Consider the following 23881-nt stretch of genomic DNA (forward strand, 5'->3'; position numbering starts at 1 on the left):
CCCTGAAACAAGTTCAGGGTGACGAAGAAAAACAGAAGATACGAAGGACCACACCATGACCGCCGCCCGCAAGACCCTTGGCGTAAGCCTCGCGGCAAGCGCTCCGAAGGCAGATGCCAAGGCCAGCTTCGCCGTTACCGGCAAGCGCCTCGAAACGCTCAAGGAGCGTGCCAAGGACCAGCGCCGCAACCCCACCGAAGCGCAGAAGGCGCTGTGGGCGGAACTGTCGGGTTCGAAGCTGGGCGGCGTCAAATTCTCGCGTCAGTCGGTGGTCGGATCGTCGATCGTCGATTTTGCCTGCCCTTCGCGCTGGATCGTGGTCCAGCTCAGCGCCGAGGATTCCAATCCCGACGTCAACGAACTGCAGGACCGCAAGCTGACCGAAGTCGGCATCCGCGTGCTGCGCTTCTCAGAAGAGGAAGTGCTCGGCAACGTCGATACCGTGGTCCGCGAAATCAACACCGAACTCAACGTGCCCTTCGACAAGCGCTCCGCGCGCCGGAAGGCCGGCTCGCGTCCCGTCGGGACGTTCGTGAGCGACGAAGGATAAGACATGCTCAAGATCGAAAACCTGACCGCGAACGTCGCCGACAAGCCGATCCTCAAGGGCCTGTCGCTCACCATCAATCCGGGCGAGATCCACGCGATCATGGGGCCGAACGGAGCGGGCAAGTCGACGCTGGGCTATACGCTCGGCGGCCGTCCGGGCTATGAAGTGACCGGCGGCTCGGTCGATTTCGACGGGACCGACCTGCTCGAACTCGAACCGCACGAGCGGGCCGCCGCCGGCCTGTTCCTGGGCTTCCAGTACCCGGTCGAGATCCCCGGCGTCTCCTTCGTCCAGTTCCTGCGCGAGGCGGCCAACGCCCAGCGCAAGGGACGCGGCGAGGAACCGCTTTCGGGCGGCGAATTCCTCAAGCTCGCCAAGGAAAAGGCGGGGCTGCTGCGCATGGACATGGACATGCTCAAGCGCCCGGTGAACGTCGGCTTCTCGGGCGGCGAGAAAAAGCGCGCCGAGATGGTGCAGATGGGCATCCTCAACCCCAAGCTGGCGATCCTCGACGAGACCGACTCCGGCCTCGACATCGACGCGCTGCGTATCTGCGGCGAAGGCATCAACGCGATCATGCGCGCGCCCGACAAGGCCGTGCTGCTCATCACCCACTATCAGCGCCTGCTGGACTACGTGAAGCCGGACTTCGTCCACGTCCTCGCCGCCGGGCGCATCGTCAAGTCGGGCGGGCCCGACCTCGCGCTGCGGCTTGAGGAAGAGGGCTACGAGGCGGTGGTGCAGGAAGCGGCATGACCGTCGAACTCGCCCTCCCCACCCGCAGGGACGAAGACTTCCGCTACTCCGACATCGCGGCGCTGAGCACTGTCTGGCCGATCGTGACCGAGGAGATCACGGTCGCGGACGGTGCGGAAGATGCGCTCCAGATCGTCGAGACCGGCGCCGAAGCCGTTGCCCGCCACATCGCCGTCACGCTGGGCAAGGGCGCGAAGTTCGACCTGCGCGTGCTGACCGCTGGACCTGCCTATGGCCGCATCGCCATCGACGTGCGACTGGCCGAGGGCGCGGACTTCACGCTGGGCGCAGCACAGCTGGCGACGGGCGAGGAGACGCTGGAGATCGTCACCGAAGTCACCCACGCGGGGCTCAATGCCACGTCCGAGCAGATCGTCCGCACGGTGCTGGCGGGCAAGTCGGTCGGCACCTACCTTGGCCGCATCGCGGTGGAGCGCGGCGCCGACGGGACCGATGCCGAGCAGTCGGTGCGCGCCATGCTGCTGGAGCGCACTGCGACCGCCAATGCGCGCCCGGAGCTGGAAATCTACGCCGACGACGTCAAGGCCGCGCACGGCTGCGCGGTGGGCGAACTCGATGCGCAGGGCCTGTTCTATCTCATGAGCCGCGGCCTCACGCCGCCGCAGGCCAAGCGCCTGATGCTGCAGGCCTTCATCGCCGAAGCCTTCACCGGCGCGGAGGGAGAAGAGGAACTCAGCGCGGCGGCCATCGCCCGTCTGGAGGCGATCCTGTGACGCTGGACACCGCTGAACTCGCGCTCAAGAGCCAGTTCCCCGGCCTTTCCGGCGACTGGCACTACCTCGACACCGCCGCCACGGCCCAGAAGCCGCAAGCGGTGATCGACGCCACCGTCGCGGCCATGGGCGAGAAGTACGCGACCGTGCATCGCGGCGTCTACGCCCGCTCGGCCGACATGACGCTGGCGTTCGAGGCGGCCCGCCGCCGCGTCGCGCAGTTCATGAATGCCGAGGAGGACGAGATCGTCTTCACGCGGGGTGCGACCGAATCGATCAACCTCGTCGCGCAGAGCTGGGCCGCAGCCAACCTCAAACCCGGCGACCGCATCCTGCTCTCGACGCTGGAGCACCACTCCAACATCGTGCCCTGGCAGCTGCTGCGCAACGGCGTCGAGATCGACGTCTGCCCGCTGACCGCCGACGGCGCCATCGACCTCGAAGCCGCCGAGCGCATCCTGACCCCGGCGCACAAGCTGGTGTCCCTCGCCCATGTCTCCAACGTGCTGGGCTCGGTGCTCCACGTGGAACATGCAGCCAGGCTGGCCCACGCGGTCGGCGCCAAGCTGCTGATCGACGGCTGCCAGGCCGCCCCGCGCCTCGCACTCGACGTGAAGGCGTTCGACTGCGACTTCTACGCCTTCTCCGCGCACAAGCTCTACGGCCCGACCGGGATCGGCGTGCTCTGGGCGCGCAAGGAGATCCTCGATGGCATGCAGCCTTGGCAGGGTGGCGGCTCGATGATCGACAAGGTCACATTCGAGAAGACGACCTACGCCCCCGCGCCGCAGCGCTTCGAGGCGGGGACGCCCAACATCGTCGAGGCCATCGGCATGGCGGCGGCGATGGACTGGCTCTCCGACATCGGCCTCGCCCGCGCCGAAAAGCACGAGCGCGACCTTGCCACGCTGCTGCGCACCGAACTGCGCAAGCGCAACGACGTGACGCTGTTCGGGCCGGACGATTCGCTCGGCATCGTCAGTTTCGCGCTCGACGGGGTTCACCCGCACGATCTCGGCACCATATTGGATGAGGAAGGCGTGGCGATCCGCGCCGGACACCACTGCGCGCAGCCGCTGATGGAGCACCTCGGCGTTCCCGCCACGGCCCGCGCCAGCTTCGGCCTCTACAGCGACGAAGCAGATATCGATGCGCTCCTGAAAGGGATCGAGCGCACCAGGAGAATTTTCGGATGAGTGACGACGCCCCCTCCTCTGGCCCCAGCTTCACCGTCGAGGAAGTCGACGCAGCGCCGCCCGCGCCCCGTGCGCGCGTGGACGATGCGACGCCCCCGGTCGAGCGCAAGCGAGACTACCTCGACGGGTTCCTCGCCGAAAAGCCGCAAGGCATCGACCCTTCGGCACCCGGCGGCGACATCTACGAGGGTGTGATTCATGCACTCAAGGAGATCTTCGACCCCGAGATCCCGGTGAACATCTACGATCTCGGCCTGATCTACGGCGTCGACGTCTCGCCCGAGGCTTCGGTGGCGGTGACGATGACGCTCACCACGCCGCACTGCCCGGTGGCCGAATCAATGCCCGGCGAAGTCGAGCTGCGCGTCTCGTCCGTGCCGGGCGTGCGCGACTGCGAAGTTAACCTCGTCTGGGATCCGCCATGGGACATGGCCAAGATGTCCGACGAGGCGAAGCTGGAACTGGGAATGCTGTGAGCGATACGGCCGTCCTTGATATCACGGTCGCGAAGGCCGACTTCGCCGATCCCGCCGACGCGGCGGCGATCGTGGCGATGCTCGACGTCTACGCCTGCGATCCGATGGGCGGCGCCACCCCGCTGTCGGACGACGTGCGCGAGCGGCTGGTACCGGCTCTGGCCGAAGTGCCGGGAGCCTTCGTGCTGCTCGCCCGCATCGATGGCGAAGCCGTGGGCATCGCCAACTGCTTCACCGGGTTCTCGACCTTCGCGGCACGCCCGCTGGTCAACATCCACGACATGGCCGTCGCCCCCGCGCATCGCGGCAAGGGCGTCGCCCGCGCCCTGTTCGCCGCGATCGAGGCCGAGGCCCGCGCCATCGGCGCCTGCAAGGTCACGCTCGAAGTGCTGAGCGGCAACCACCGCGCCAAGGAACTCTACGCGTCGCTGGGCTACGGCGACTTCCAGCTCGACCCCGAGGCCGGACACGCGCTGTTCTGGCAGAAGAGGCTGACATGACCGACACCACGACCAAGCCCCGCGTCCGTCCCGCCGCCGTCACCCTGACGGCCAATGCGGAGGCGCGCATCGCGAACCTGATGAGCCAGGCCCCCGAAGGCGCCATCGGCGTCAAGCTCTCGACGCCCCGTCGCGGCTGCTCCGGCCTCGCCTATTCGGTCGACTACGTGACCGAGGAAGCGAAGTTCGACGAGAAGATAGAGACCCCCGGCGGCCTGTTCTACATCGACGGCGCATCGGTGCTGTACCTCGTCGGCAGCACGATGGACTGGGTGGAAGACGACTTCACCGCCGGCTTCGTGTTCAACAACCCCAACGCCAAGGGCGCCTGCGGGTGCGGGGAAAGCTTCACGGTCTGAACCTGTTGTCGTCCCGGACTTGATCCGGGACCGCTGGCCGTGAACGGCCTACGTCACATTGAAGCGCGCGATAGCGCCCGCCTAAAGACCATCACCGGTCCCGGATCAAGTCCGGGACGACGTAGGCCTCAATTCTTCGGAAACAGCGCCAACAGTGCGCCGAACTCATCATGCGCCTCGCGCTCTTGCGCGGGGTCGCTGTGGCCGATGCGGACCACGGTGAGCAGCTGGTCGGGCGATCCGACCACGTACTGCCCATAGTCCCCAAGGCACGCGAACACGTTCTTCCCCGCCGCGCCGGGCCAGAGCCGCGCGCCTTCGCCCGCCTCGCCACGGTTGAGCCAGACGCCCGCACCGTAGCCGGGTTCGCGCGGGCTCGGCTCCAGCATGAACTGCACCCAGCGACGCGGCAGAATCTGCGCGCCGCCGACCGAGCCGGTGTGGCGCAGGAACTCGCCCAGATTGCCCCAGTCGCGCGCGGTCATGGCGATCATGCCGGAGCCGATCATCGTGCCCGAGCGGTCGTAACCGACGATGGTTGAGCCCATGCCGATCGGCAGCAGCACGCGGTTCTTCAGGTAATCGCTCACCGCCTGCCGCCGCCGCAGCGCATCCCGATCAGGCGAGAGCACGCGCGCGGCAAGGTCGGACAGGATCACCGCGCTGGCGGAGGAATGCTCGAACAGCTTGCCTGCCGGGGCCTCCAGCGGCTGCGCCTCGGCATAGGCGGCCATGTCGTCGCGCCCGTCGAGGAAAAGCATGCGCATGCGGTCCGACTCGTCCTCGACCCGGCCCGTCCCTGCACCCACGCTCTCGACGTGGCGCAGACCGGAGCGCATCTGGAGGAGCTGGCGCAGGGTGATGACGCCGCGCGGGTCGCCGGGGCGCTGCCATTCAGGCACCGGGGCCGACTCGTTGAGCCGCAGGCGACCGTCGCTCACCAGCTGGCCGATCATGAGCGCGGTGACGCATTGTCCCGCCGACCAGCCCGGCAGCCGCGACTCGGCCTTCACGCCCGCGCCGTAGCGCTCGACGATCACCGACCCGCGCTTGAGGATCAGCAGCGCGTCCGTCTTCCCGACCTTCTCGTCGTCGAACAGGCGGTCGATGGTGCGGCCCAGCGATTCGCGCGGTGCGCCGCCATCATCCTTGATCGCGGCGAGCGCCTCGACGCTGGCGGGCGGCGGCCCCTCGGGCGTGCCGGAACCGCAGCCCCAGAGGGCTGGAACCGCGAGCATCGCGACGATAAGGGAGGGGCGGCGCACCGACATGGCGCGCCGGTCATGTGCGAGGCGTTTGAGAATGGCAACATCCGGGCAACCGGGACCGGGGGATAGGGGCTCGACGGCCCCCGCCTACCCGACGCGGCAACCTTCGCGCTGGAAACGCAACCTGATCCTGCTCGCCTTGCTGGCGCTGGCGCTCTGGCTGGCGTGGATCTGGCGCGGCCTGCGCGAGGAAGCGCTCGTCGGCGCGGCTTATGGTGCGCGCGTCGGCTGCGTGTGCCGCTTCGTCTCCGACCGACCGCTCGACAGCTGCGAGGGCGACCTCAAGATTGCGGGCCTGCACGGAGCAGGCCGGTGGGTTTCGCTGTCAGAGGATGTCGACCGGCGCACCGTCAAGGCATCCGTCCCGCTGCTGGCGGCGCAGAGCGCGGACTTCGATCCCGCCCGCGGGTGCCGGCTGGAGCCGTGGCAGGATTGAGGCAGCCTCGTCATTGCGAGCGTAGCGAAGCAATCCTGCTCGGACGTGCCGCAGGATTGCTTCGCTACGCTCGCAATGACGAGGCTATATGAGAAGGCTTACGCCGCGCTCTCCGTCGAATCGATCCAGCCGCCGCCAACCACGCGATCCCCGGCATAGATCACCGCTGCCTGCCCCGGCGCGACGCCGTATTCGGGCTCGGCGAAGCGGATGGTCGTTTCCGCACCCTCGCCCAGCGGCCCGTCGAGGACCACGGGCACCGGCTTCGCCAGCGAGCGCACCTTGGCAGTCAGCGGGGCATCTGGAATCGGCCCGATCCGGTTGGTCTCGACCAGCCGCGCCGCAGCGGTCGCGAGCAGGCGGCGCGGGCCGACGCGGACCTGCCGGGTCTCGGCCTCGATCCCCGTCACGTAGAGCGGCTCGGGCTGGCCGCCGATCTCAAGCCCCCGGCGCTGGCCGACGGTGTAGTGGATGACGCCGCGATGGCTGCCCAGCACCGCGCCGGTCTCGGCATGGACGATCTCGCCCGGCGCCTCGCCCTCCGGCCGCACCGCGCGCACGATCTTGGCGTAGTCGCCGTCGGGCACGAAGCAGATGTCCTGGCTGTCCGGCTTGGCGGCGACGCGCAGGCCCGCCGCCTCGGCCAGCCGCCGCGTCTCGGTCTTGGGCAGGCCGCCGAGGGGGAAGCGCAGGAAATCGAGCTGCGCCTCGGTGGTGCCGTAAAGGAAATAGCTCTGGTCGCGCGCCGGATCGAGCGCGCGGTGCAGTTCGGAGCCCGCCGCGCCCATGACGCGGCGCACGTAATGGCCGGTGGCGAGGCAGTCCGCGCCCAGTTCGCGCGCCATCGTCAGAAGGTCCGTGAACTTGGGGCCCATGTTGCAGCGGATGCAGGGAATCGGCGTGCGGCCTGCGAGGTAATCGTCGGCGAATCGCTCCACCACTTCCTCGCGGAAGGCACTCTCGTGGTCGAAGACGTAGTGCGCGATGCCGAGGCGGTCCGCCACGGCGCGCGCATCGCGGATGTCGTCGCCCGCACAGCAGGCGCCCTTGCGCCCCGTCGCCGCACCGTAATCGTAGAGCTGCAGCGTCACGCCGATCGTCTCCGCACCGCTCGCGGCAGCAAGCGCGGCGACGACCGAACTGTCCACCCCGCCCGACATGGCCACGACGATGCGGCGGGCGCTCAGGGGCTCGGGCAACTGGAACAGGTCGGCGGGGTCGAGCCCGGAAAGCAGATCGGAAAGCGCGGTCATGGTGGGCCGCCCATACAGCGAGACGCGCGGGATTCCTACCTTTGCGTGAAATCCGGGCCTTCGCGGCCCTCTCACGGCCGCCTTCCCAATGTGAAAAAACGGTAAACCCGACTTTTACGATCCCTTGACCACCCTGGGGTTATAGGGACTTCATGAACATCGCACGCAACCACATAACCCCGGATAGAGGGGAGGCATCGGGTCGCACCGTGCAGGGTGGCGGCGACGGTCCTTCCGGAGCGCTTTCCGGGGATTCATCGCCAGTCGATCTCCCGGCCGACCTGCAATCCATCGACTGGCAGGCACTGCGTTCCCGCCTCTTCGCCGCGCAAGACATGCTCGGCGTGCTGGGCGAGGACGCGGCGGCGTCGCGACTGCGGCTGCGCGGCAGCTTCGACGGCTGCGCCGCATCTGCGCTTCATGCTTACGAAGAAAGCTCAAGAAACGTTAACCTTGATGCTTCAAGCAATGGCAAGCCCAACGGGGGCAAGGATTCCCGGGTCGCCGATGTGAACGGTAGCGGCGAACGAGGGTAAACATGATCGAGAACCAGAAAATCCGTCCCGCACAGGTAATCGGCCCGCTCGGCGAGCCGCTGACGGTTGCCGACCTCCCCCCGGCCGACACAACGCGCTGGGTCGTGCGTCGCAAGGCCGAAGTGGTCGCCGCAGTCAACGGCGGCCTGCTGACCATCGACGAAGTGTGCGAGCGCTACGGCCTCACGCTGGAGGAATTCGCCTCGTGGCAGCGCGCTGTCGACCGCTCGGGCATGCAGGGCCTGCGTGTGACGCGAATCCAACACTATCGCGATCTCTACGAGCGCCAGCAGAAGTACTGAACGCCCTCGATCCGACCGACGCGCAGTGAAAGGCGACCGTGAAGCACCTTCACGGTCGCCTTTTCGTATTTTTACGCAATAAACCCTCTCCGACCATCCATACTCGCGCAATGAAGTCGTTCGTCGATGCCTGTTGCAGCGAAACCGAGTTCGCGTTGCCACCCTGTTCCCGCGAGTATATGAATCCAGCGGTTTAGAGCCACATCGGCAGGCCCGTCGGAATACCGGCGGCAACCTCCCATGCGGCGGGAGAAGCACGCTGCCAGGGGGCGCGTGCGATGCTGGGTGAACTGATGAACTACGACGGCAAGATTGAGCCCGGCCACGCCTCCGGGGAGCACGATGCGTTCGCGGCAGGCAACCCGCTCGACGGGGATGCGGCGCAGGATCGCGGCATGCGCCGCGTGATCGTGCTTGTCGTCGTTGCGGCTCTGCTGCTCGCGGCGGCGCTGTGGTTCGTGCTGCACAAGGGTGGCGCCGACGATGCCGCCGCAGGTGGCAATGCACAGGTGCCGGTCGTTTCGGTCGTCGTTCCCGGCCGCTCCAGCGTCGCCGGAGAGATCACCGCCACCGGCTCGCTCGCCGCGCGCCGTCCCATGCCCGTCGGCTCGGTCGGCGAAGGCGGCGAAGTGCGCGAAGTGCGCGTCGATGCCGGTGACTGGGTCGAACAGGGCCAGGTTCTCGCGGTGATCGACCGCTCGGTGCAGACGCAGGCCGCCGCCAGCCAGGCCGCGCAGGTCGAAGTCGCCGCCGCCGACGCGCGCATCGCGCAGTCGAACCTCGACCGCGGCCTCAAGCTCGTCGACCGCGGGTTCATCTCCAAGGCCGACATCGACCAGCTGACCGCCACGCGCGACGCCGCCGTCGCCCGGGTCGGCGTGGCGCGCGCCAGCCTTGGCCAGCTGCGCGCCCAGAACGCCCGCCTCAACATCGTGGCGCCCGCGTCGGGCCTCGTGCTCGAACGCAGCGTGGAACTCGGCCAGGTCGTCGGCGGCGGTACGGGCGTGCTGTTCCGGCTCGCCAAGGGCGGCGAAATGGAACTGCTGGCGCTGCTTTCCGAAGACGAACTCGCCAAGCTCTCCGTAGGCACCGAGGCGAAGATCACCCCGGTCGGCTCGGGCAAGACCTTCATCGGCCAGGTCTGGCAGGTCTCGCCTACCATCGACGCGACCACCCGCCAGGGCACCGCGCGCATCGCGCTCAAGTTCGATCCGGCGCTGCGTCCCGGCGGCTTTGCCAGCGCCGTGATCGAAAGCGGCACCGTCGTCGCGCCGATGCTGCCCGAATCCGCGATCCAGAACGACGCCAAGGGCTCGTTCGTCTACGTCGTCGACAAGGACGACCGGGTGCATCGTCGCGCGGTGAAGACCGGCCTCGTCACCGCGAACGGCATCACCATCACCTCGGGCCTCGCGGGCGACGAGAAGATCGTGGTGCGCGCCGGCGGCTTCCTCAACGACGGCGACAAGGTGAAGACCCGCGCCGCCGCCCCCGCCGCCAAGTAACGGGCGTCCCGACACATGCGTAACATCTCGGCCTGGTCGATCCGCAACCCGATCATCCCGATCGTCTTCTTCATCGGCCTGATGATCGCCGGCATCGTCTCATTCAACCGGATGGACGTGAACAACATGCCGGACGTCGATTTCCCCGGCGTCCATGTCGGCATCTCGCAGCCGGGCGCCGCCCCGACCGAGATCGAGACGCAGATCACCCAGATCGTCGAGGGCGCGGTGCGCTCGATCCCGGGGGTCGAGGAAATCCAGTCGACCGCCTCGGAAGGGCGCTCGACGACGATGGTGTTCTTCTCCGTCGGCACCAACGTCGATGTCGCCACCCAGCAGGTGAAGAACGCGGTCGACCAGGTGCGCGGCCAGTTGCCTGACGGCATCCTCGAGCCACAGGTCCAGAAGATCGAGTCCGGCAGCGGCAGCCTCGCCTACTTCTCGGTCAGCGCCGACGACATGACGATCGAGCAGTTGAGCTGGTTCGTCGACGACACCGTCGCCAAGGCCCTGCTGTCCGTACCCGGCATGGCGACCGTCAACCGCGACGGCGGCGTGACGCGCGAGATCCGCGTGGTCGTCGATCCCGAGCGCATGCAGGCGCTCGGCGTCAGCGCCGAGGCGCTCAACAACGTGCTGCGCCAGGTCAACGTCGATGCGGCGGGCGGCCAGGCGGAAATCGCCGGATCACGCCAGTCGGTGCGCGTTCTCGGCAACTCGGAAAGCGCCTACGCCCTCTCGCAGAAGCGCATCAACATGGGCGGCGGCCGTTCGGTCAAGCTGTCCGACGTCGCCAACGTCTACGACGGCTTTTCCGAGCGCAAGGACATCGCCCGCGTCGACGGCCGCGAGGTCGTCACCTTCGGGTTCGAACGCGCGCGCGGTTCCTCCGACGTCGCGGTCTACGACGGCGCGATGGAGAAGCTGAAGCAGATCCAGAAGGACAACCCGCAGATCCACGTCACCCGCCTGTTCTCGCAGGTGGACTACACGCGCGGCCAGTACACTTCCTCGATGGAGGCGCTGGTCGAAGGCGCGGTGCTGGCGATCGTCATCGTCTACCTGTTCCTGCGCGACTGGCGCGCGACGATGATCTCCGCCCTCGCCATCCCGCTCTCGGCGATCCCGACCTTCTGGTTCATGGACCTGCTCGGCTTCACGCTGAACTTCCTCTCGCTCCTCGCGCTCAGCCTCGTTGCCGGCGTGCTGGTCGACGACGCGATCGTGGAGATCGAGAACATCGTCAGACACATGAGGATGGGCAAGAGCGCCTATCAGGCGTCGATCGACGCGGCGGACGAGATCGGCCTTGCGGTCGTCGCCACCACCTTCTCGATCGTCGCGGTGTTCCTGCCGGTCGGCCTGATGCCGGGCATCCCGGGCCAGTTCTTCAAGGCGTTCGGCCTCACCGTCGTCGTCGCGGTGCTGATGAGCCTTGCGGTCGCGCGCGTCATCACGCCAATGGTCGCGGCCTACTTCCTCAAGGCGCATGGCCATGCCGAGCACGGCGGCGGCAAGGCGATGGACCTCTACATGAAGATCCTCGCCTGGACGCTCGACAGCACGGAGGCGCATCGCCGGAAGGCCGCGCTGGTGCCCCAGCCGTTCCGCGGCATCTACGCGCTCGGCGCCACGCTCGCCTTCGTGCTCCTGATCGCGGCGGGCTTTGCCGGCGCGGCGATGCTGTTCCCGGCGCTGCAGGCCGGCCTGACCACGATCGGGCTCAAGAAGGCCGCGTTCGTGCTCGCCGCGATCCTCTCGCCGATCGGCATTCCCGTCGCCATCTGGCTGGTGGGCAAGCTGTTCCGGCTGCTCGCGACGCTCATGGGCGCGTTCGGACGCTGGTATCGCTACTTCACCGACCGCGTGATCGCGCGCATGCACGACCACCGCTTCTACGCCTTCTGCGCCTCGATCTACGCACTCGTCGTGACGTTCGCACTGTTGGCGGGCCTGCCGCAGCAGTTCCAGCCGAACACCAACAACGACACCAGCGAGGTCAAGATCGAGATGGTGCCCGGCACCACCCTCGAACAGTCCGAGGCGGTCGGCGCCAGCGTCGCGCGCCTGCTCGAAAAGCAGCCCGAGGTGGAGCGCGTGCTCCAGTTCGCGGGCGAAGGCTCGGGCAACCTCTACATCGCGCTCAAGCCTGCCAGCGAGCGTGATGCGACCAGCATCGAGTTTGAGCGCCGCATGGCCCCCAAGCTGCAGGACATCGCCGACGCGCGCGTCAGCTTCGCCTCGCAGTCGGGCGGCTTCGGCAGCGGGCGCGACATCTCGGTCATGCTCTCGGGCAGCGATTCCGAACTGCTGAACAAGACCGCGCAAACGCTCGTCGAGCAGATGCGCACGATCCCGGGCGTCGTCGCCCCGCGCATCGCCGCCGACCTCCAGCGCCCCGAACTCATCATCGCCCCGCGCGTCGATCTTGCCGCGCAGCTCGGCGTGACGACGGCGGCGATCAGCCAGACCATCCGCATCGCCACGCTGGGCGAGATCGATCAGAACGCCGCCAAGTTCTCGCTGAGCGACCGCCAGGTGCCGATCCGCGTCATCCTCGACCGCACCTCGCGCCGCGATTTCTCGACGATCGAGAACCTGCCCGTCTCCACCGTCAGCGGCGGCACGGTGCCGCTCAAGCGCGTGGCGGAGATCCGCTTCGGCGCCGGTCCCACGCAGATCCAGCGCTACAACCAGTCGCGCCGCATCTTCGTCGGCGCGGACCTCGGCGCCGGGCAGGTCAAGGGCCCGGTCATGGCCGCGATCCAGCAGCTGCCGATCATGAAGAAGCTGCCGATGGGCGTTTCCAACGCCCCCGTCGGCGAGGACAAGTGGCAGGGCGAGATGATCGCCAACTTCGTCACCGCCGTCATCAGCGGCATCTTCCTAGTCTTCGCGGTGCTGGTGCTGCTCTACAAGCGCTTCGTCTCGCCGCTGGTGAACATGGCCTCGCTGCTGCTGGCCCCGCTCGGCGGGATGCTGGTGCTGACCGCCATCGGCCAGCCGATCTCGATGCCGGTCTACATCGGCATCCTGATGCTGCTGGGTATCGTCGCCAAGAACTCGATCCTGCTGATCGACTTCGCGATCGAGGAGATGGCCAAGGGCGTCGACAAGCTGACCGCGATCATGGACGCCGGGCACAAGCGCGCGCAGCCGATCGTCATGACCACCGTCGCGATGACCGCGGGCATGATCCCGACCGCGCTCTCGTTCTCGGGCGACGGCGCATTCCGCCAGCCGATGGGCTGGACGGTGATCGGCGGCCTCGTGCTTTCCACCCTGCTCACGCTCGTGATCGTCCCGGCAGCCTTCAGCCTCGCCGATGGTTTCGAGAAGAGGGTCGGGCCGAAGCTGCGCAAGTCGCTGCTGACGTACGATCCCGCGCACCACCATGCCGGGACCGCACAGGCGCACCCGGCCGAGTAAGGAAGGAGTAAGCTTGCCGCCAGCCGGGCGCAGGACTGCGGGATTGTCGCTGATCGGCCCGGCTCAGGACCGGGCCCGCCGCATGCGCATGTTCGCCACCGGCCTGCTGCTGGCGATGGCCGTGGGCTTCGTGGTCTTGCGCAAGCTGGCGGGGGCGCATCCGGCGTGGGGATACGCCATCGCCTTCACCGAGGCGGCGATGGTGGGCGGGCTCGCCGACTGGTTCGCCGTAACCGCGCTGTTCCGCCACCCGCTCGGCTTGCCGATCCCGCACACCGCGATCATTCCCGAGAACAAGGACCGCATCGCCGATTCGATGGCGACGTTCCTGCGCGACAACTTCCTCACCCCGCAGGTCGTCGCCCGCCGGGTGAATGCCTTCAATTTCGCCGCCGCGCTGGGCGGCTTCCTCTCCGATCCGGGACGCGGCGGGCAGTCGCGCATCCGCGCCGGTGCGGCAAACCTGTTGGCCGACGTTCTCGAATCGCTCGACCCAGAACGCCTCGGCAATCAGGTCCGCGCCGGACTGGCCCGCCAGCTGGAGCGGGTCGAGGTCGCCCCCCTGCTCGGCCAGATGCTTTCCGCGATGATCGCCGACCGCCGCCACCTCCCCCTCGTCGAGGGCTCCATCCGCTGGGCCGGGGAAGCGCTGGAGGCGAACGAGGAGATCGTTCGCGCCATGATCCGCGAGCGCGCGCACAGCCTGCTGCGTCTGACCGGGCTCGACAGTCGCATCGCCAACTCTGTGCTGGACGGTCTCTACAAGCTGCTGGCCGAGATGATCGTGCAGCCCGACCACCCGCTCAAGCTCAAGGTCGAGCAGATGCTGGAGGGCCTTGCCGATCGCCTCGTCAACGATCCCGAAACCCGCGAGCGGGTGGAGAACGCCAAGCGCGAACTGATCGCCAATCCCGCCGTCGGGCAATGGTGGCAGTCGGTCTGGGAGCGCCTGCGTCGCAAGCTGATCGACGCCGCGCGCAATCCGGACGCGGCGCTGGCGGGGCAACTGACGACGATGCTGGGCGAACTGGGCGAGGCGCTGCGCGGCGACCCGCGCCTGCAGAGCCAGATCAACCGCTTCGCCCGGCGCACGCTGGTCGGCGTCACCGCCCGCTACGGCGAGGAGATCGTCGGCCTCGTCTCGGGCACCGTGAAGCGCTGGGATGCACGCACGATCAGCAACCGGCTGGAAGGCGCGGTCGGCCGCGACCTCCAGTTCATTCGCATCAACGGCACGCTGGTGGGCGGCTTGTTCGGCCTGTGCATCCATGCCATCGACCGGATGCTATGACCGATGCACCGCTGCTCCTGACCGACCGCTTCGAACTGTGGCGCCCCGCCGCAACCGACCTGCCCGGCCTCTGCCGGCTGCTGGAAGACGTCGAGACGCGCCGTTACCTCGGCCCCTCGCGCGCGGGAGCGCTGGCGCAGTTCGAGCGGCTGCTGCGCAACGCCGGTTCGTGGATGCTCTACGGCTACGGCACCTTCGTGGTCCGCGCGAAGGGTGAGGACGAGATCGTCGCCACCTGCGGCGTGTTCCACAGCCTGCGCGGCTTCGGCCCGGAAAAAGGCATGGACGATGTGCCCGAAGCCGGCTGGATCGTCCGCCACGACTGGTGGGGCAAGGGCGTCGCCGGCGAAGTCATGGCCGCCGCGTTCACTTGGTTCGACCGCGAGCATGGTCCCAAGCGCGTCGCCTGCATGATCGAGGAAGGTAATTCCGCCTCGGAGCGCGTCGCCGCGCGGTTCGGATTCGCGCAGTACGGCACACAGCTTACGGACGAGGCGGAACCGGTGGAGCTCAGGCTTTATGAGCGGGTGAAGGCTTCCTAGTTCATCGAATAGATGACGGTTTCGGCGTAGTAGGACGCGGTCGGCTTGCCATCCTTGTCCAGCGCGGGCTCGAAGGCGGTTTTCTGAATCACCTTGCATGCGAGCGCGTCAAACGCAGCATCGTTGTAGGACTGCACCGTCTCGCATCCCGTAACCACGCCCTGCGCATCGACCAGCGCCCGGAAATTCACGCGCCCCTGCTTGCCCATCACTGCCATCGACATGGGATAGACCGCCTGAATTGACCGTACCATGCTTGCCAGCTTCGCCGGTCTGGCTCGACGGCTCAGCGAGTTCTGCGTCGCAGGGTCAAGCCCCCAGCGTTTGACCATTTCATCCGTGCATGAACGCATGGCGGCGAACGGCTTGTCCAATGATCCCGTGTCGAGCACGAGGCGATTGCTACCCCAGACCAGAGCGATCTGCCTGATGCTGTCTTCCATGGCTGGCGTCACCATATCAGGGCTCACGGAACCGGGTTCTCGGTCCATTACCGGCCTGAAGCTGGATGAGAGGAAAATCGCGGGAACCGAGGCTCCCTTTTCCGGCTTCGAAGAACCAGCCTGGAATTGCGAGTCTTTATCCTTGGCAAGGGAGCCGTATTCAATTGTCACGGCCTCCCGCTGCATGAGACCGGAGACCTCCTTCCCCCGGAACAGCAACTGGAATCTGTCTCCGGGGCGATAGCGACGAAACTCGAGCAGGAACGGCTTCTCCGCCGTACCGAAGATTCGCCTGAGGGCGCAGGCGTTCTCCTGCATATCGAGGTTCCACGGAGTTATCGAAGGCAACGTCAAGGCAGGCCGCGCGAACGCCTCGTCTGCAAGACAGCCGCATGCTGCAAACGTAATGACGAAAAGCTTCGCCGCATTTGTCCTGAACATCTGGCCCCCCGCCCGAACAGCTCAACCCGACGCGATCTTGCATGCGCTTGGCCGCAGCCCCTTGTGACCCGCCTTGGCCCTACCGGCGCCGCTGACGGATCATGCGCGGCTTACGGTCGATGACCCAGCGCACCCGGCGCACCGCATAGGACGCCACCGGCTGGCCGGCGGCATCGAGGGCGGGTTCGAACTTCGCGCGTTCGCGGATGCGGTCGCAGGTGACTTTGGCGAAGCGCGGCTCGCTGTAGCCGTTGACCACCTGACAATCCGAGATCGCGCCCGCCGGGTCGATCAGCAGCCGCACGTCGACCAGCGCCTGCCGTCCCTCGTCCGCGAGGTCCGAAGGGTAGCTGCCCGGCGGCAACCACGATGAGGGCTCGCTCAGCGGTTTGGGCCAGCGTGCCAGCGTCTTCTGCTGCACCGGATCGAGGCCCCAGGATTTCACCAGTCCCTCGGTGCAGGAGCCCATCGCCGCGAAGGCCTTGGCGAGCGGGCCGGTGCCGATCTGCACTTCCTTGCCGCCCCAGCTGACGAACAGCGAATTGACCTGTGCCTCACGCTCGGGCGTGACTTTCTCCGGCTGCTTGCCGTCCTCGGCGTGGCCGTTGAGCGTGGTGCCCATGAAGAACAGCGTGGTCAGCTTCTGGCCGCCCGCATTCATGTCACCCAGCGTGAAGCGCGTGCTGATCGGCTTGCGATCCGGGCCAGTGCTCAGCGTCGCGTGAGTCAGTTCCGATACGCCCGAGAACGCGCTGCCCGCTACTGTGAAGTTGAAGTTGTCACCCGGCGCCAGCTGCTCGAACTGGACCAGCATGGGCTCCGCAGCGGTGCCGAAGCCGCGCTGGAGGTGACAGGCGTTGCCGGTGTAATCGACCTTCCACGGCGAGGTGGCAGTGACCACCTTGGTCTCGGCGAAGGCCTGACCGGGCAGGAGGGACGCGGCGATGGCGGCAAGGATGACGGGACGCAGGCTCATAGGCATGTCCTTACGAGGAAATCTGCCCGGCAATTAAGCGGTTACCTGCAAGCCTGACAAGCAGAAGCCCCGGTTGTCACCAACCGGGGCTTCGTTTTTCGCATCGGTACTTGTCCGAAGGCTCAGAGCTTGCCGGTCAGCTCCGGCACCGCGGTGAACAGGTCCGCCACCAGGCCGACGTCGGCGACCTGGAAGATCGGGGCGTCCTCGTCCTTGTTGATGGCGATGATGGTCTTGGAGTCCTTCATGCCCGCAAGGTGCTGGATCGCGCCCGAGATGCCGACCGCGATGTAGATTTCCGGCGCCACGATCTTCCCGGTCTGGCCGACCTGGTAGTCGTTGGGCACGTAGCCCGCGTCGACGGCTGCTCGCGAGGCGCCGACGGCGGCGCCCAGCTTGTCGGCGAGCGGCAGGATGGTGGCCTCGAAGGTTTCCGAGTCCTTCAGCGCGCGACCGCCCGAGACGATGATCTTGGCGCTGGTCAGCTCCGGGCGCTCCGACTTGGCGATTTCCGCGCCGACGAAGCTGGAGAGGCCCGCGTCACCCGCTCCGGCGAGGTCCTCGACCACGCCCGCCCCGCCGGTGGCCTCGGCCTTGGCGAAGGCGGTGCCGCGCACGGTGATGACGAGCTTGGCGTCGCTCGATTCGACCGTGGCGATGGCGTTGCCCGCATAGATCGGACGGGTGAAAGTCTTCTCGCCCTCGACCGAGAGAATGTCCGAGATCTGCGCGACGTCGAGCAGCGCGGCGACGCGCGGCGCGATGTTCTTGCCGGTGGTGGTGGCGGGCGAGACGAACACATCGTGGTGGCCCATCAGGTCCACGATCAGCGGCGCGACGTTCTCGGCCAGCGCGTGCTCGTAGGCGGGGTTGTCGGCGAGGTGTACCTTGCCCACGCCCGCGATCTGCGCGGCGGCATCGGCCACGGCTCGGCAGTTCGAACCGGCGACGAGCAGGTGGACTTCACCGAGCTTGGCGGCAGCGGTGACGGCGGAAAGCGTCGCGTCCTTGACGGCGGCGTTGTCGTGTTCGACCCAGACGAGAGTCTTGGACATCAGGCTACTCCCAGTTCCTTGAGCTTGGCGACGAGCGCGTCGACGTCGGCGACCTTGACGCCTGCGACACGGACGGGCGGCTCGGCGACCTTGAGGGTCTTGAGACGCGGAGCGATGTCGACGCCGTAGTCGGCGGGCGACTTCACATCGAGCTGCTTCTTCTTCGCCTTCATGATGTTGGGCAGCGAAGCGTAGCGCGGCTCGTTCAGGCGCAGGTCCGTGGTGACGATGGCGGGCAGCGCCAGCTTCACCGTCTCCAGACCGCCGTCGACCTCGCGGGTGACGGCAACCGAATCACCGTCGATCTCGACCTTGCTGGCGAACGTGCCCTGCGGACGGCCGGTGAGCGCGGCGAGCATCTGCCCGGTCTGGTTCGAATCGTCGTCGATCGCCTGCTTGCCGAGGATCACGAGGCCGGGGTTCTCTTCACCCACGATCGCCTTGAGAATCTTGGCGACGGCGAGCGGCTCCACTTCAGCGTCGGTCTCGACGAGGATCGCGCGGTCGGCACCCATGGCGAGCGCGGTACGCAGGGTTTCCTGCGCCTTCGTCGGTCCGACCGAGATCGCGATGATCTCCTCGGCCTTGCCCGCTTCCTTGAGGCGGATGGCTTCCTCGACGGCGATTTCGTCGAAGGGGTTCATGCTCATCTTGACGTTGGCAAGGTCGACGCCGGTGCCGTCGGCTTTCACCCGCGGCTTCACGTTATAGTCGATGACCCGCTTCACGGGCACGAGGATCTTCATTGCGATCTGTCCTCTCACTAGCTGGGACGGTACAATTTAACCGCGCGATTAAAACTTCCGGGGCGAGCTATCGCGCGCCCTTACCGTTGCGTCAAGCCCCGCTGAAACGGGAAGCGCTTGGGGGTGGGATAGCTCAGCTACGCGGTCGCATCACGGGTGCGGAACGTCTGGCGACCATGCAGAAACGGCGGGGGTCGCGAAACCCCCGCCGTCTGCGTTCTGGTCGAATGTTCGCCTAGTGATCGCCCGAGGGATCGAGACACCCCGGAAAATCACCTATGCGAAGCCCGGCGATCAGGCGACCGCCTGAACCTCGGCGACGATCTTCTTCGCGGCGTCGCCCAGGTCGTTGGCGGGGACGATCGCGAGGCCCGAGTTGGCCAGGATGTCCTTGCCCTGCTGGACGTTGGTGCCTTCGAGGCGGACGACGAGCGGAACCGAGAGGTTCACTTCCTTCGCCGCGGCAACGATGCCCTCGGCGATGATGTCGCACTTCATGATGCCGCCGAAGATGTTCACGAGGATGCCCTTAACGGCGGGGTCCGCGAGAATGATCTTGAACGCCGCGGTCACCTTCTCCTTGTTGGCGCCGCCGCCGACGTCGAGGAAGTTGGCCGGGAACATGCCGTTCAGCTTGATGATGTCCATCGTCGCCATGGCGAGGCCGGCGCCGTTGACCATGCAGCCGATGTCGCCATCGAGCTTGATGTAGGCGAGGTCGTACTTCGAGGCTTCGATCTCGGCCGGGTCTTCCTCGGTCTCGTCGCGCAGGGCGAAGATGTCGGGGTGACGGGCGAGCGCGTTCGAATCGAAGCTCATCTTGGTGTCGAGGACGAGCAGTTCGCCGCCCTTCGATTCGACCAGCGGGTTGATCTCGACCATGTCGCAATCCATCGCGATGAACGCGGTGTAGAGCTGCTTGGCGAGCTTCTGGGCCTGCTTGTTGAGGTCGCCGGTCAGCTTGAGCGCGAAGGCGACGGCGCGGCCGTGGTGGGCCTGGAAGCCTTCAGCCGGATCGATGGTGATCGTGGCGATCTTCTCGGGCGTGTTGTGGGCGACTTCCTCGATGTCCATGCCGCCCTCGGTCGAGACGATCATGGCGACGCGGCCGGTCTTGCGGTCCACGAGCATCGACAGGTAGTATTCCTTGTCGATGTCGACGCCGTCGGTCACGTAGAGACGGTTGACCTGCTTGCCCGCTTCACCGGTCTGGATGGTGACGAGGGTGTTGCCGAGCATTTCCTTGGCGAAAGCCTCGACTTCCTCGATCGACTTGGCAAGGCGCACGCCGCCCTTGGCGTCGGCCGGCAGTTCCTTGAACTTGCCCTTGCCGCGGCCGCCCGCGTGGATCTGCGCCTTGACGACGTAGAGCGGTCCGGGAAGCTGCTTCGCGGCGGCGACCGCTTCTTCGACCGTGAGGGCGGCGATGCCGGCAGGGATGCCCACGCCGTACTTTGCGAGCAGTTCCTTGCCCTGATATTCGTGGATGTTCATCGCTCAAATCGCTTTCTGCTGGAGGTTCCCGGGGAAGGCGCCGTAGCCATAAGTTCGCATGCCGCCTAAGCACATCCGGGCGGGCTTGAAAAGGCCCGTCGCCTGCGCAAATGCATAGCCGGGCGCAAATTGATCGCCTTTAATTGATATCAGTTCGCAATAGCAATAAATGCCGAGAGAAGTCGGATGATTGACCGAGAGAGACTGGAAGCCATCGTTCGCGAGGCCGGATGCATCGCTCTGGCTGGATGGCCGGGCGACGGACACACGCTCGAATCGTGGGAGAAGACCCCCGGCAGTCCCGTCTGCACTTCCGATCTGGAGGTCGATGCATTTCTCAAGCAGGAACTCGGCGCGCTGCTGCCTGCGGCGGGCTGGCTCTCCGAAGAGACGGCCGACACGCACGAGCGGCAGAAACACGAACTGGTCTGGCTGGTCGATCCGATCGACGGCACGCGCGACTATATAAGGGGCCGTACCGGATGGGCGGTCTCGGTCGCGCTGGTGAACACGCGGCGACCGCTGCTCGGCTACCTCTACGCGCCGGTGCGCCGCCGCGCGGACGGGGGCGAGATGTGGCGCGCCGAGGCAGGCAAAGGGGCATGGCTCAATGACGCGCGGCTGACGGCGAGTCGTCGCGAGGTTCTGGCGGGGTCGCGAGTCCCGGCTCAGAAGCTCGCCGCAGAGGACGCAGACCTCACGCTGGTCGATCAGCCCAACTCGATCGCGCTGCGCATGGCGATGGTCGCGGCGGACGAGGCCGACCTGCTGGCGACGCTGCGCTGGGGCTACGAATGGGATATCGCCGCCGCTGGCCTCATCGCGCGAGAGGCGGGCGCGACGGTGACCGACGCCTTCGGCAAGCCGCTCAACTACAACAAGCACGACCCGCGCGCGTTCGGCGTATTGGTTTCCGCCAACGGCATTCACGCGGCGGCGGTGAAACGATTGGCAGAGCGGGCGGTGCGGTACTCGGCTTAGGACAGACTGCCCGTGGCCATGACGCCACGCTTGCGATGGTGATATCCAATTACCGCCATACATGCCGCGCGAACCGCAAGGACCAGTGGCCTGTCCTACGCAGGCCCGACCCGGACTTTGTCCTCAGCAGCCTCATCCTCCGCCGGAGGATCCATGTCTTCGCCCCGCCAGGCCGGATCCTTGTCCATCCGTTCGATCATGCGGTGGGCATAGTCGGCAAAGCCGCCACGATGCGGGTTGTTGGCGATCGGCGTAAGCGCCCAGCGCGCCTCTTCCGTGCGGCCGAGACGGACAAGCGCGCTGCCCAGCGTCATGCGCACGCCGAGGTCGAACGGTGCGAGTTGCACCGCACGGATCAGCCCGTTGATCGCCAGGGGCGGCGGAGCGTCGCCCTGCTCGACGAAGCTGCGGTAGAAGTAGATCAGCGGCAGCGGATGGTCGTTCTCGATGCGGTTCAGCGCGATGAACGGAGCGCGCGCCGCCTTGTAGGCCGCAGCCCTGGCCTCATAGTCACCCCCCGCCTCCTCAGCCTTACGGAACAGCGCATAGCCCTTCTGGACGTAAGCATTGGTCTGCGCGGGATCGCGCTTGATTGCCGCGTCGGCCGCCGCGATGGCCTCCTTGTCGTTGCCCGCATCGTATTCGCTCTCCGCCAGCGCGGCCAGAACGGCAGGGTCTTCCGGGAACTTTGCGGCCACCGAGCGCGCCTCGACCAGCAGTTCCTTCGCCTCCTCGTCAGTCACGCCCCGCTTGGAACGGATGCGCACCGGCATCATCGCCGCCTCTCCGGCGGTCAGCGGACGCAGCGCGACGGGGCCGATCTTGAGACCCTCCGGCTTCAAGGTGAGCGCCGTCATCCGGCGCTGCGCCAGATAGCGATCGAGTTCCTTCTCCAGCACATTGAAGTCGCCGAAAGCCTCGGTCGCCGCCTCGCGCTGCCCCTTCCCTTCGCCGAGCAGGGTGATGTAGCGCGTGAACTGGCCTTTGCGTCCGTCATTGAAGGTCAGGTAGTGGTAAAGCAGCCAGCTCTTGCCGTAGAAGGCATCGTAGCTTTCGTGCTTGCGCTTGTCGTAGTCGGTCGGGTCGAGAAGGTCTGCGACCTTCACATCCCTTGCGTAATAGAGTTCACCCGCGCGATGATTGGCGGGCCGCCCCAGCCAGAGGCTGCCGTCGGATTCGAACTTGCTCGATGCGAAGAATTCCGCCGAGCCTTCCGTGAACCAGCGCGGCATCGGCATCGCGTTGGCGGAGATCTGGAAGTGGTGCGCGTATTCGTGCAGCAGCACCACCATCGACCAGGTCACCGGACCGTTGGCTGCCTGCACCGCCGGCACGATCGCCAGCGAGCCTTCCGCCCGCGGCAGATAGAAACCGCCCACGAACTTGTTGTCGCCGCCATGCAGGTCGCGCACCTCCCGCTCGTTCTTGACGACGTAGACGGTGACGCGGTTGGACGGGCTCGGCTTCACTGCGGTCTGGCCGAGGACCAGCGCCATGCCCGCATGATAGCGTTCGAGCTGCTGCGCGAAACGCGTGACGTCCTTTTCGGTATCGTTGGCATAGATCACGAAGTGATCGCTCGACGCCTCCAGCCATGCCGCATGCGCCGGCACCGCCGACAGCCAGGCGACGAATGCCGCCGCCAAGATTCCGAAACGCATCAGTCCCCCCGAACCAGCCAAGTCGGCAAGATTACCCGCAGCGCGACGCGATTCAAGTTACGACATTGAAAGCCCTCGCTTCATCGCCGCCAGACGAGAAGAAGGGGCCGGTGCGTCCTGCGCGCCGGCCCCTTCCCCGATCCCGCTTCCTGCGGAAGATGTTGGCCCGTACCGGCCCGTCGTTACTTCGCCGCGCTGGCGTCGTCGGTGGTGACGGGGGTGATCTTGATCTCGACGCGGCGGTTGAGCGCGCGGCCTTCGGGCGTGTTGTTGTCCGCGACCGGGTAGTTCATGCCCATGCCCTGCGTCTGGATGCGCGAGGACGAGACGCCGCGGCTGATGATGTAGCGCGCCACCGAATCGGCGCGGCGCTTCGACAGATCCTGGTTGTACGCCGCCGATCCGGTCGAATCTGTGTGTCCGTAGACGTCGACGAGGCTGTTGGGATACTGGATCATCGACTGCGCCACCTTGTCCAGCGAGGTCTGGAACGAAGGGCTGATGACCGTGGAGTTCACCGCGAAGGTCACGTCCGGCAGGTTCACGAGGATGCCGTCGCCCTGCTGGGTGACGTCGATGCCCGAACCGGCGGTCTGTTCCTTCAGCTCCTTGATCTGCTTGTCCATCTGGTAGCCGACGACGCCGCCCGCGACGCCGCCGATGCCCGCGCCGACGATGCGCGCGGTCTTGCCGCCGATGACGCTGCCCAGCAGATAGCCGAGCCCGGCGCCGCCCGCGCCGCCGATGGCCGTGCGTGAAACCTTGCGCTCACCGGTGTTCGGATCGGTGACGCATGCGGAAACCGTGACCATCGCGAGGACCGCGGCGGCCGAGGTGATCAGGCGCGACTTCTTCATCTTGAGTGTCCCTTCCTCTGGATGTGCCCTTATAGCGGGCATCTGTGCGGTAGTGAACATGAACGGCGAATGGCTCACGCGGCCTCAACCCGCG

The 23881-nt window shown here is 66.8% G+C and carries 24 protein-coding genes; 15 read left to right on the forward strand and 9 right to left on the reverse strand.

What is annotated here, in order from left to right; all coding sequences use genetic code 11:
- Positions 1-55: 55 nt before the first annotated feature.
- Genes LO787_RS06870 through LO787_RS06900 form a run of 7 tightly spaced genes read left to right on the forward strand, consistent with a single transcriptional unit; the run spans position 56 to position 4571 of the window.
- Complete coding sequence (locus LO787_RS06870) at positions 56-550, forward strand: endonuclease domain-containing protein (protein WP_232495109.1); 495 nt, start codon at positions 56-58, stop codon at positions 548-550.
- 3 nt (positions 551-553) lie between these two features.
- Positions 554-1306, forward strand: coding sequence for a Fe-S cluster assembly ATPase SufC (sufC, locus tag LO787_RS06875; RefSeq protein ID WP_232495110.1), 753 nt, complete (start codon positions 554-556; stop codon positions 1304-1306).
- A complete protein-coding gene (locus LO787_RS06880) occupies positions 1303-2040 on the forward strand; it encodes a SufD family Fe-S cluster assembly protein (protein WP_232495111.1) in 738 nt (245 codons plus the stop codon). The genes sufC and LO787_RS06880 overlap by 4 nt, the downstream gene beginning before the upstream one ends.
- A complete protein-coding gene (locus LO787_RS06885; protein ID WP_232495112.1) occupies positions 2037-3236 on the forward strand; it encodes an aminotransferase class V-fold PLP-dependent enzyme in 1200 nt (399 codons plus the stop codon). Before LO787_RS06880 ends, LO787_RS06885 begins: the two co-directional genes overlap by 4 nt.
- Positions 3233-3712, forward strand: coding sequence for an SUF system Fe-S cluster assembly protein (locus tag LO787_RS06890; protein WP_232495113.1), 480 nt, complete (start codon positions 3233-3235; stop codon positions 3710-3712). Before LO787_RS06885 ends, LO787_RS06890 begins: the two co-directional genes overlap by 4 nt.
- Positions 3709-4212: a GNAT family N-acetyltransferase gene (locus LO787_RS06895; protein WP_232495114.1), complete on the forward strand. Its 504-nt coding sequence runs from the start codon at positions 3709-3711 to the stop codon at positions 4210-4212. Before LO787_RS06890 ends, LO787_RS06895 begins: the two co-directional genes overlap by 4 nt.
- Positions 4209-4571: a HesB/IscA family protein gene (locus LO787_RS06900; protein WP_232495115.1), complete on the forward strand. Its 363-nt coding sequence runs from the start codon at positions 4209-4211 to the stop codon at positions 4569-4571. The genes LO787_RS06895 and LO787_RS06900 overlap by 4 nt, the downstream gene beginning before the upstream one ends.
- Before the next feature lie 128 nt (positions 4572-4699).
- Here LO787_RS06900 and LO787_RS06905 read toward each other — a convergent pair whose 3' ends face one another.
- Positions 4700-5842 carry a serine hydrolase domain-containing protein gene (locus tag LO787_RS06905; protein WP_232495116.1) on the reverse strand — a complete coding sequence of 381 codons (1143 nt, stop codon included), beginning with the start codon at positions 5840-5842 and terminating at the stop codon, positions 4700-4702.
- Positions 5843-5873: 31 nt separating this feature from the next.
- Between LO787_RS06905 and LO787_RS06910 the strand changes: the two genes are divergently transcribed.
- A complete protein-coding gene (locus LO787_RS06910; protein WP_232495117.1) occupies positions 5874-6275 on the forward strand; it encodes a hypothetical protein in 402 nt (133 codons plus the stop codon).
- A gap of 98 nt (positions 6276-6373) precedes the next feature.
- Here LO787_RS06910 and mnmA read toward each other — a convergent pair whose 3' ends face one another.
- A complete protein-coding gene (gene mnmA / locus LO787_RS06915; RefSeq protein WP_232495118.1) occupies positions 6374-7528 on the reverse strand; it encodes a tRNA 2-thiouridine(34) synthase MnmA in 1155 nt (384 codons plus the stop codon).
- 152 nt (positions 7529-7680) lie between these two features.
- Between mnmA and LO787_RS06920 the strand changes: the two genes are divergently transcribed.
- The 6 genes from LO787_RS06920 (at position 7681) to LO787_RS06945 (ending at position 15133) form a co-directional block, all read left to right on the forward strand.
- On the forward strand, positions 7681-8064 hold the full coding sequence (locus LO787_RS06920; protein WP_232495119.1) for a hypothetical protein: 384 nt from the start codon (positions 7681-7683) through the stop codon (positions 8062-8064).
- A 2-nt stretch (positions 8065-8066) separates the two neighbouring features.
- Positions 8067-8366, forward strand: coding sequence for a CtrA inhibitor SciP (gene sciP, locus LO787_RS06925; protein WP_232495120.1), 300 nt, complete (start codon positions 8067-8069; stop codon positions 8364-8366).
- Positions 8367-8659: 293 nt separating this feature from the next.
- Entirely contained in the window at positions 8660-9871 is a 1212-nt protein-coding gene (locus LO787_RS06930; protein WP_232496270.1) for an efflux RND transporter periplasmic adaptor subunit, read from the forward strand.
- Positions 9872-9886: 15 nt separating this feature from the next.
- Entirely contained in the window at positions 9887-13300 is a 3414-nt protein-coding gene (locus LO787_RS06935) for an efflux RND transporter permease subunit (protein WP_232495121.1), read from the forward strand.
- 82 nt (positions 13301-13382) lie between these two features.
- The gene (locus LO787_RS06940) at positions 13383-14591 is read left to right on the forward strand and encodes a DUF445 domain-containing protein (protein ID WP_232496271.1); all 1209 of its coding nucleotides are present in this window, start codon (positions 13383-13385) and stop codon (positions 14589-14591) included.
- A complete protein-coding gene (locus LO787_RS06945) occupies positions 14588-15133 on the forward strand; it encodes a GNAT family N-acetyltransferase (protein WP_232495122.1) in 546 nt (181 codons plus the stop codon). Before LO787_RS06940 ends, LO787_RS06945 begins: the two co-directional genes overlap by 4 nt.
- Here LO787_RS06945 and LO787_RS06950 read toward each other — a convergent pair.
- From LO787_RS06950 to sucC, 5 genes are all read right to left on the reverse strand, one after another.
- A complete protein-coding gene (locus LO787_RS06950; RefSeq protein ID WP_232495123.1) occupies positions 15130-15894 on the reverse strand; it encodes an energy transducer TonB in 765 nt (254 codons plus the stop codon). The two genes, LO787_RS06945 and LO787_RS06950, sit on opposite strands and share 4 nt — an antisense overlap.
- Before the next feature lie 202 nt (positions 15895-16096).
- A complete protein-coding gene (locus LO787_RS06955) occupies positions 16097-16993 on the reverse strand; it encodes an energy transducer TonB (protein ID WP_232495124.1) in 897 nt (298 codons plus the stop codon).
- Between the two features lie 122 nt (positions 16994-17115).
- Complete coding sequence (locus LO787_RS06960; protein ID WP_232495125.1) at positions 17116-18048, reverse strand: electron transfer flavoprotein subunit alpha/FixB family protein; 933 nt, start codon at positions 18046-18048, stop codon at positions 17116-17118.
- Entirely contained in the window at positions 18048-18794 is a 747-nt protein-coding gene (locus tag LO787_RS06965) for an electron transfer flavoprotein subunit beta/FixA family protein (RefSeq protein ID WP_232495126.1), read from the reverse strand. The genes LO787_RS06960 and LO787_RS06965 overlap by 1 nt, the downstream gene beginning before the upstream one ends.
- A 294-nt stretch (positions 18795-19088) precedes the next feature.
- Positions 19089-20288, reverse strand: coding sequence for an ADP-forming succinate--CoA ligase subunit beta (gene sucC / locus LO787_RS06970; RefSeq protein WP_232495127.1), 1200 nt, complete (start codon positions 20286-20288; stop codon positions 19089-19091).
- A 186-nt stretch (positions 20289-20474) separates the two neighbouring features.
- Between sucC and LO787_RS06975 the strand changes: the two genes are divergently transcribed.
- Positions 20475-21269 (forward strand): 3'(2'),5'-bisphosphate nucleotidase CysQ, encoded by a 795-nt coding sequence (locus LO787_RS06975; RefSeq protein ID WP_232495128.1) that lies wholly within the window; start codon positions 20475-20477, stop codon positions 21267-21269.
- A 95-nt stretch (positions 21270-21364) separates the two neighbouring features.
- Here the strand turns inward: LO787_RS06975 and LO787_RS06980 are convergent, their stop codons facing one another.
- Together LO787_RS06980 and LO787_RS06985 are read right to left on the reverse strand one after the other, a co-directional pair.
- Entirely contained in the window at positions 21365-22930 is a 1566-nt protein-coding gene (locus LO787_RS06980) for a DUF1570 domain-containing protein (protein WP_232495129.1), read from the reverse strand.
- Between the two features lie 182 nt (positions 22931-23112).
- A complete protein-coding gene (locus LO787_RS06985) occupies positions 23113-23787 on the reverse strand; it encodes a YiaD family glycine zipper/OmpA-like lipoprotein (protein WP_232495130.1) in 675 nt (224 codons plus the stop codon).
- Positions 23788-23881: the final 94 nt, after the last annotated feature.

The organism is Novosphingobium kaempferiae (assembly GCF_021227995.1).
Taxonomy (GTDB): domain Bacteria; phylum Pseudomonadota; class Alphaproteobacteria; order Sphingomonadales; family Sphingomonadaceae; genus Novosphingobium; species Novosphingobium kaempferiae.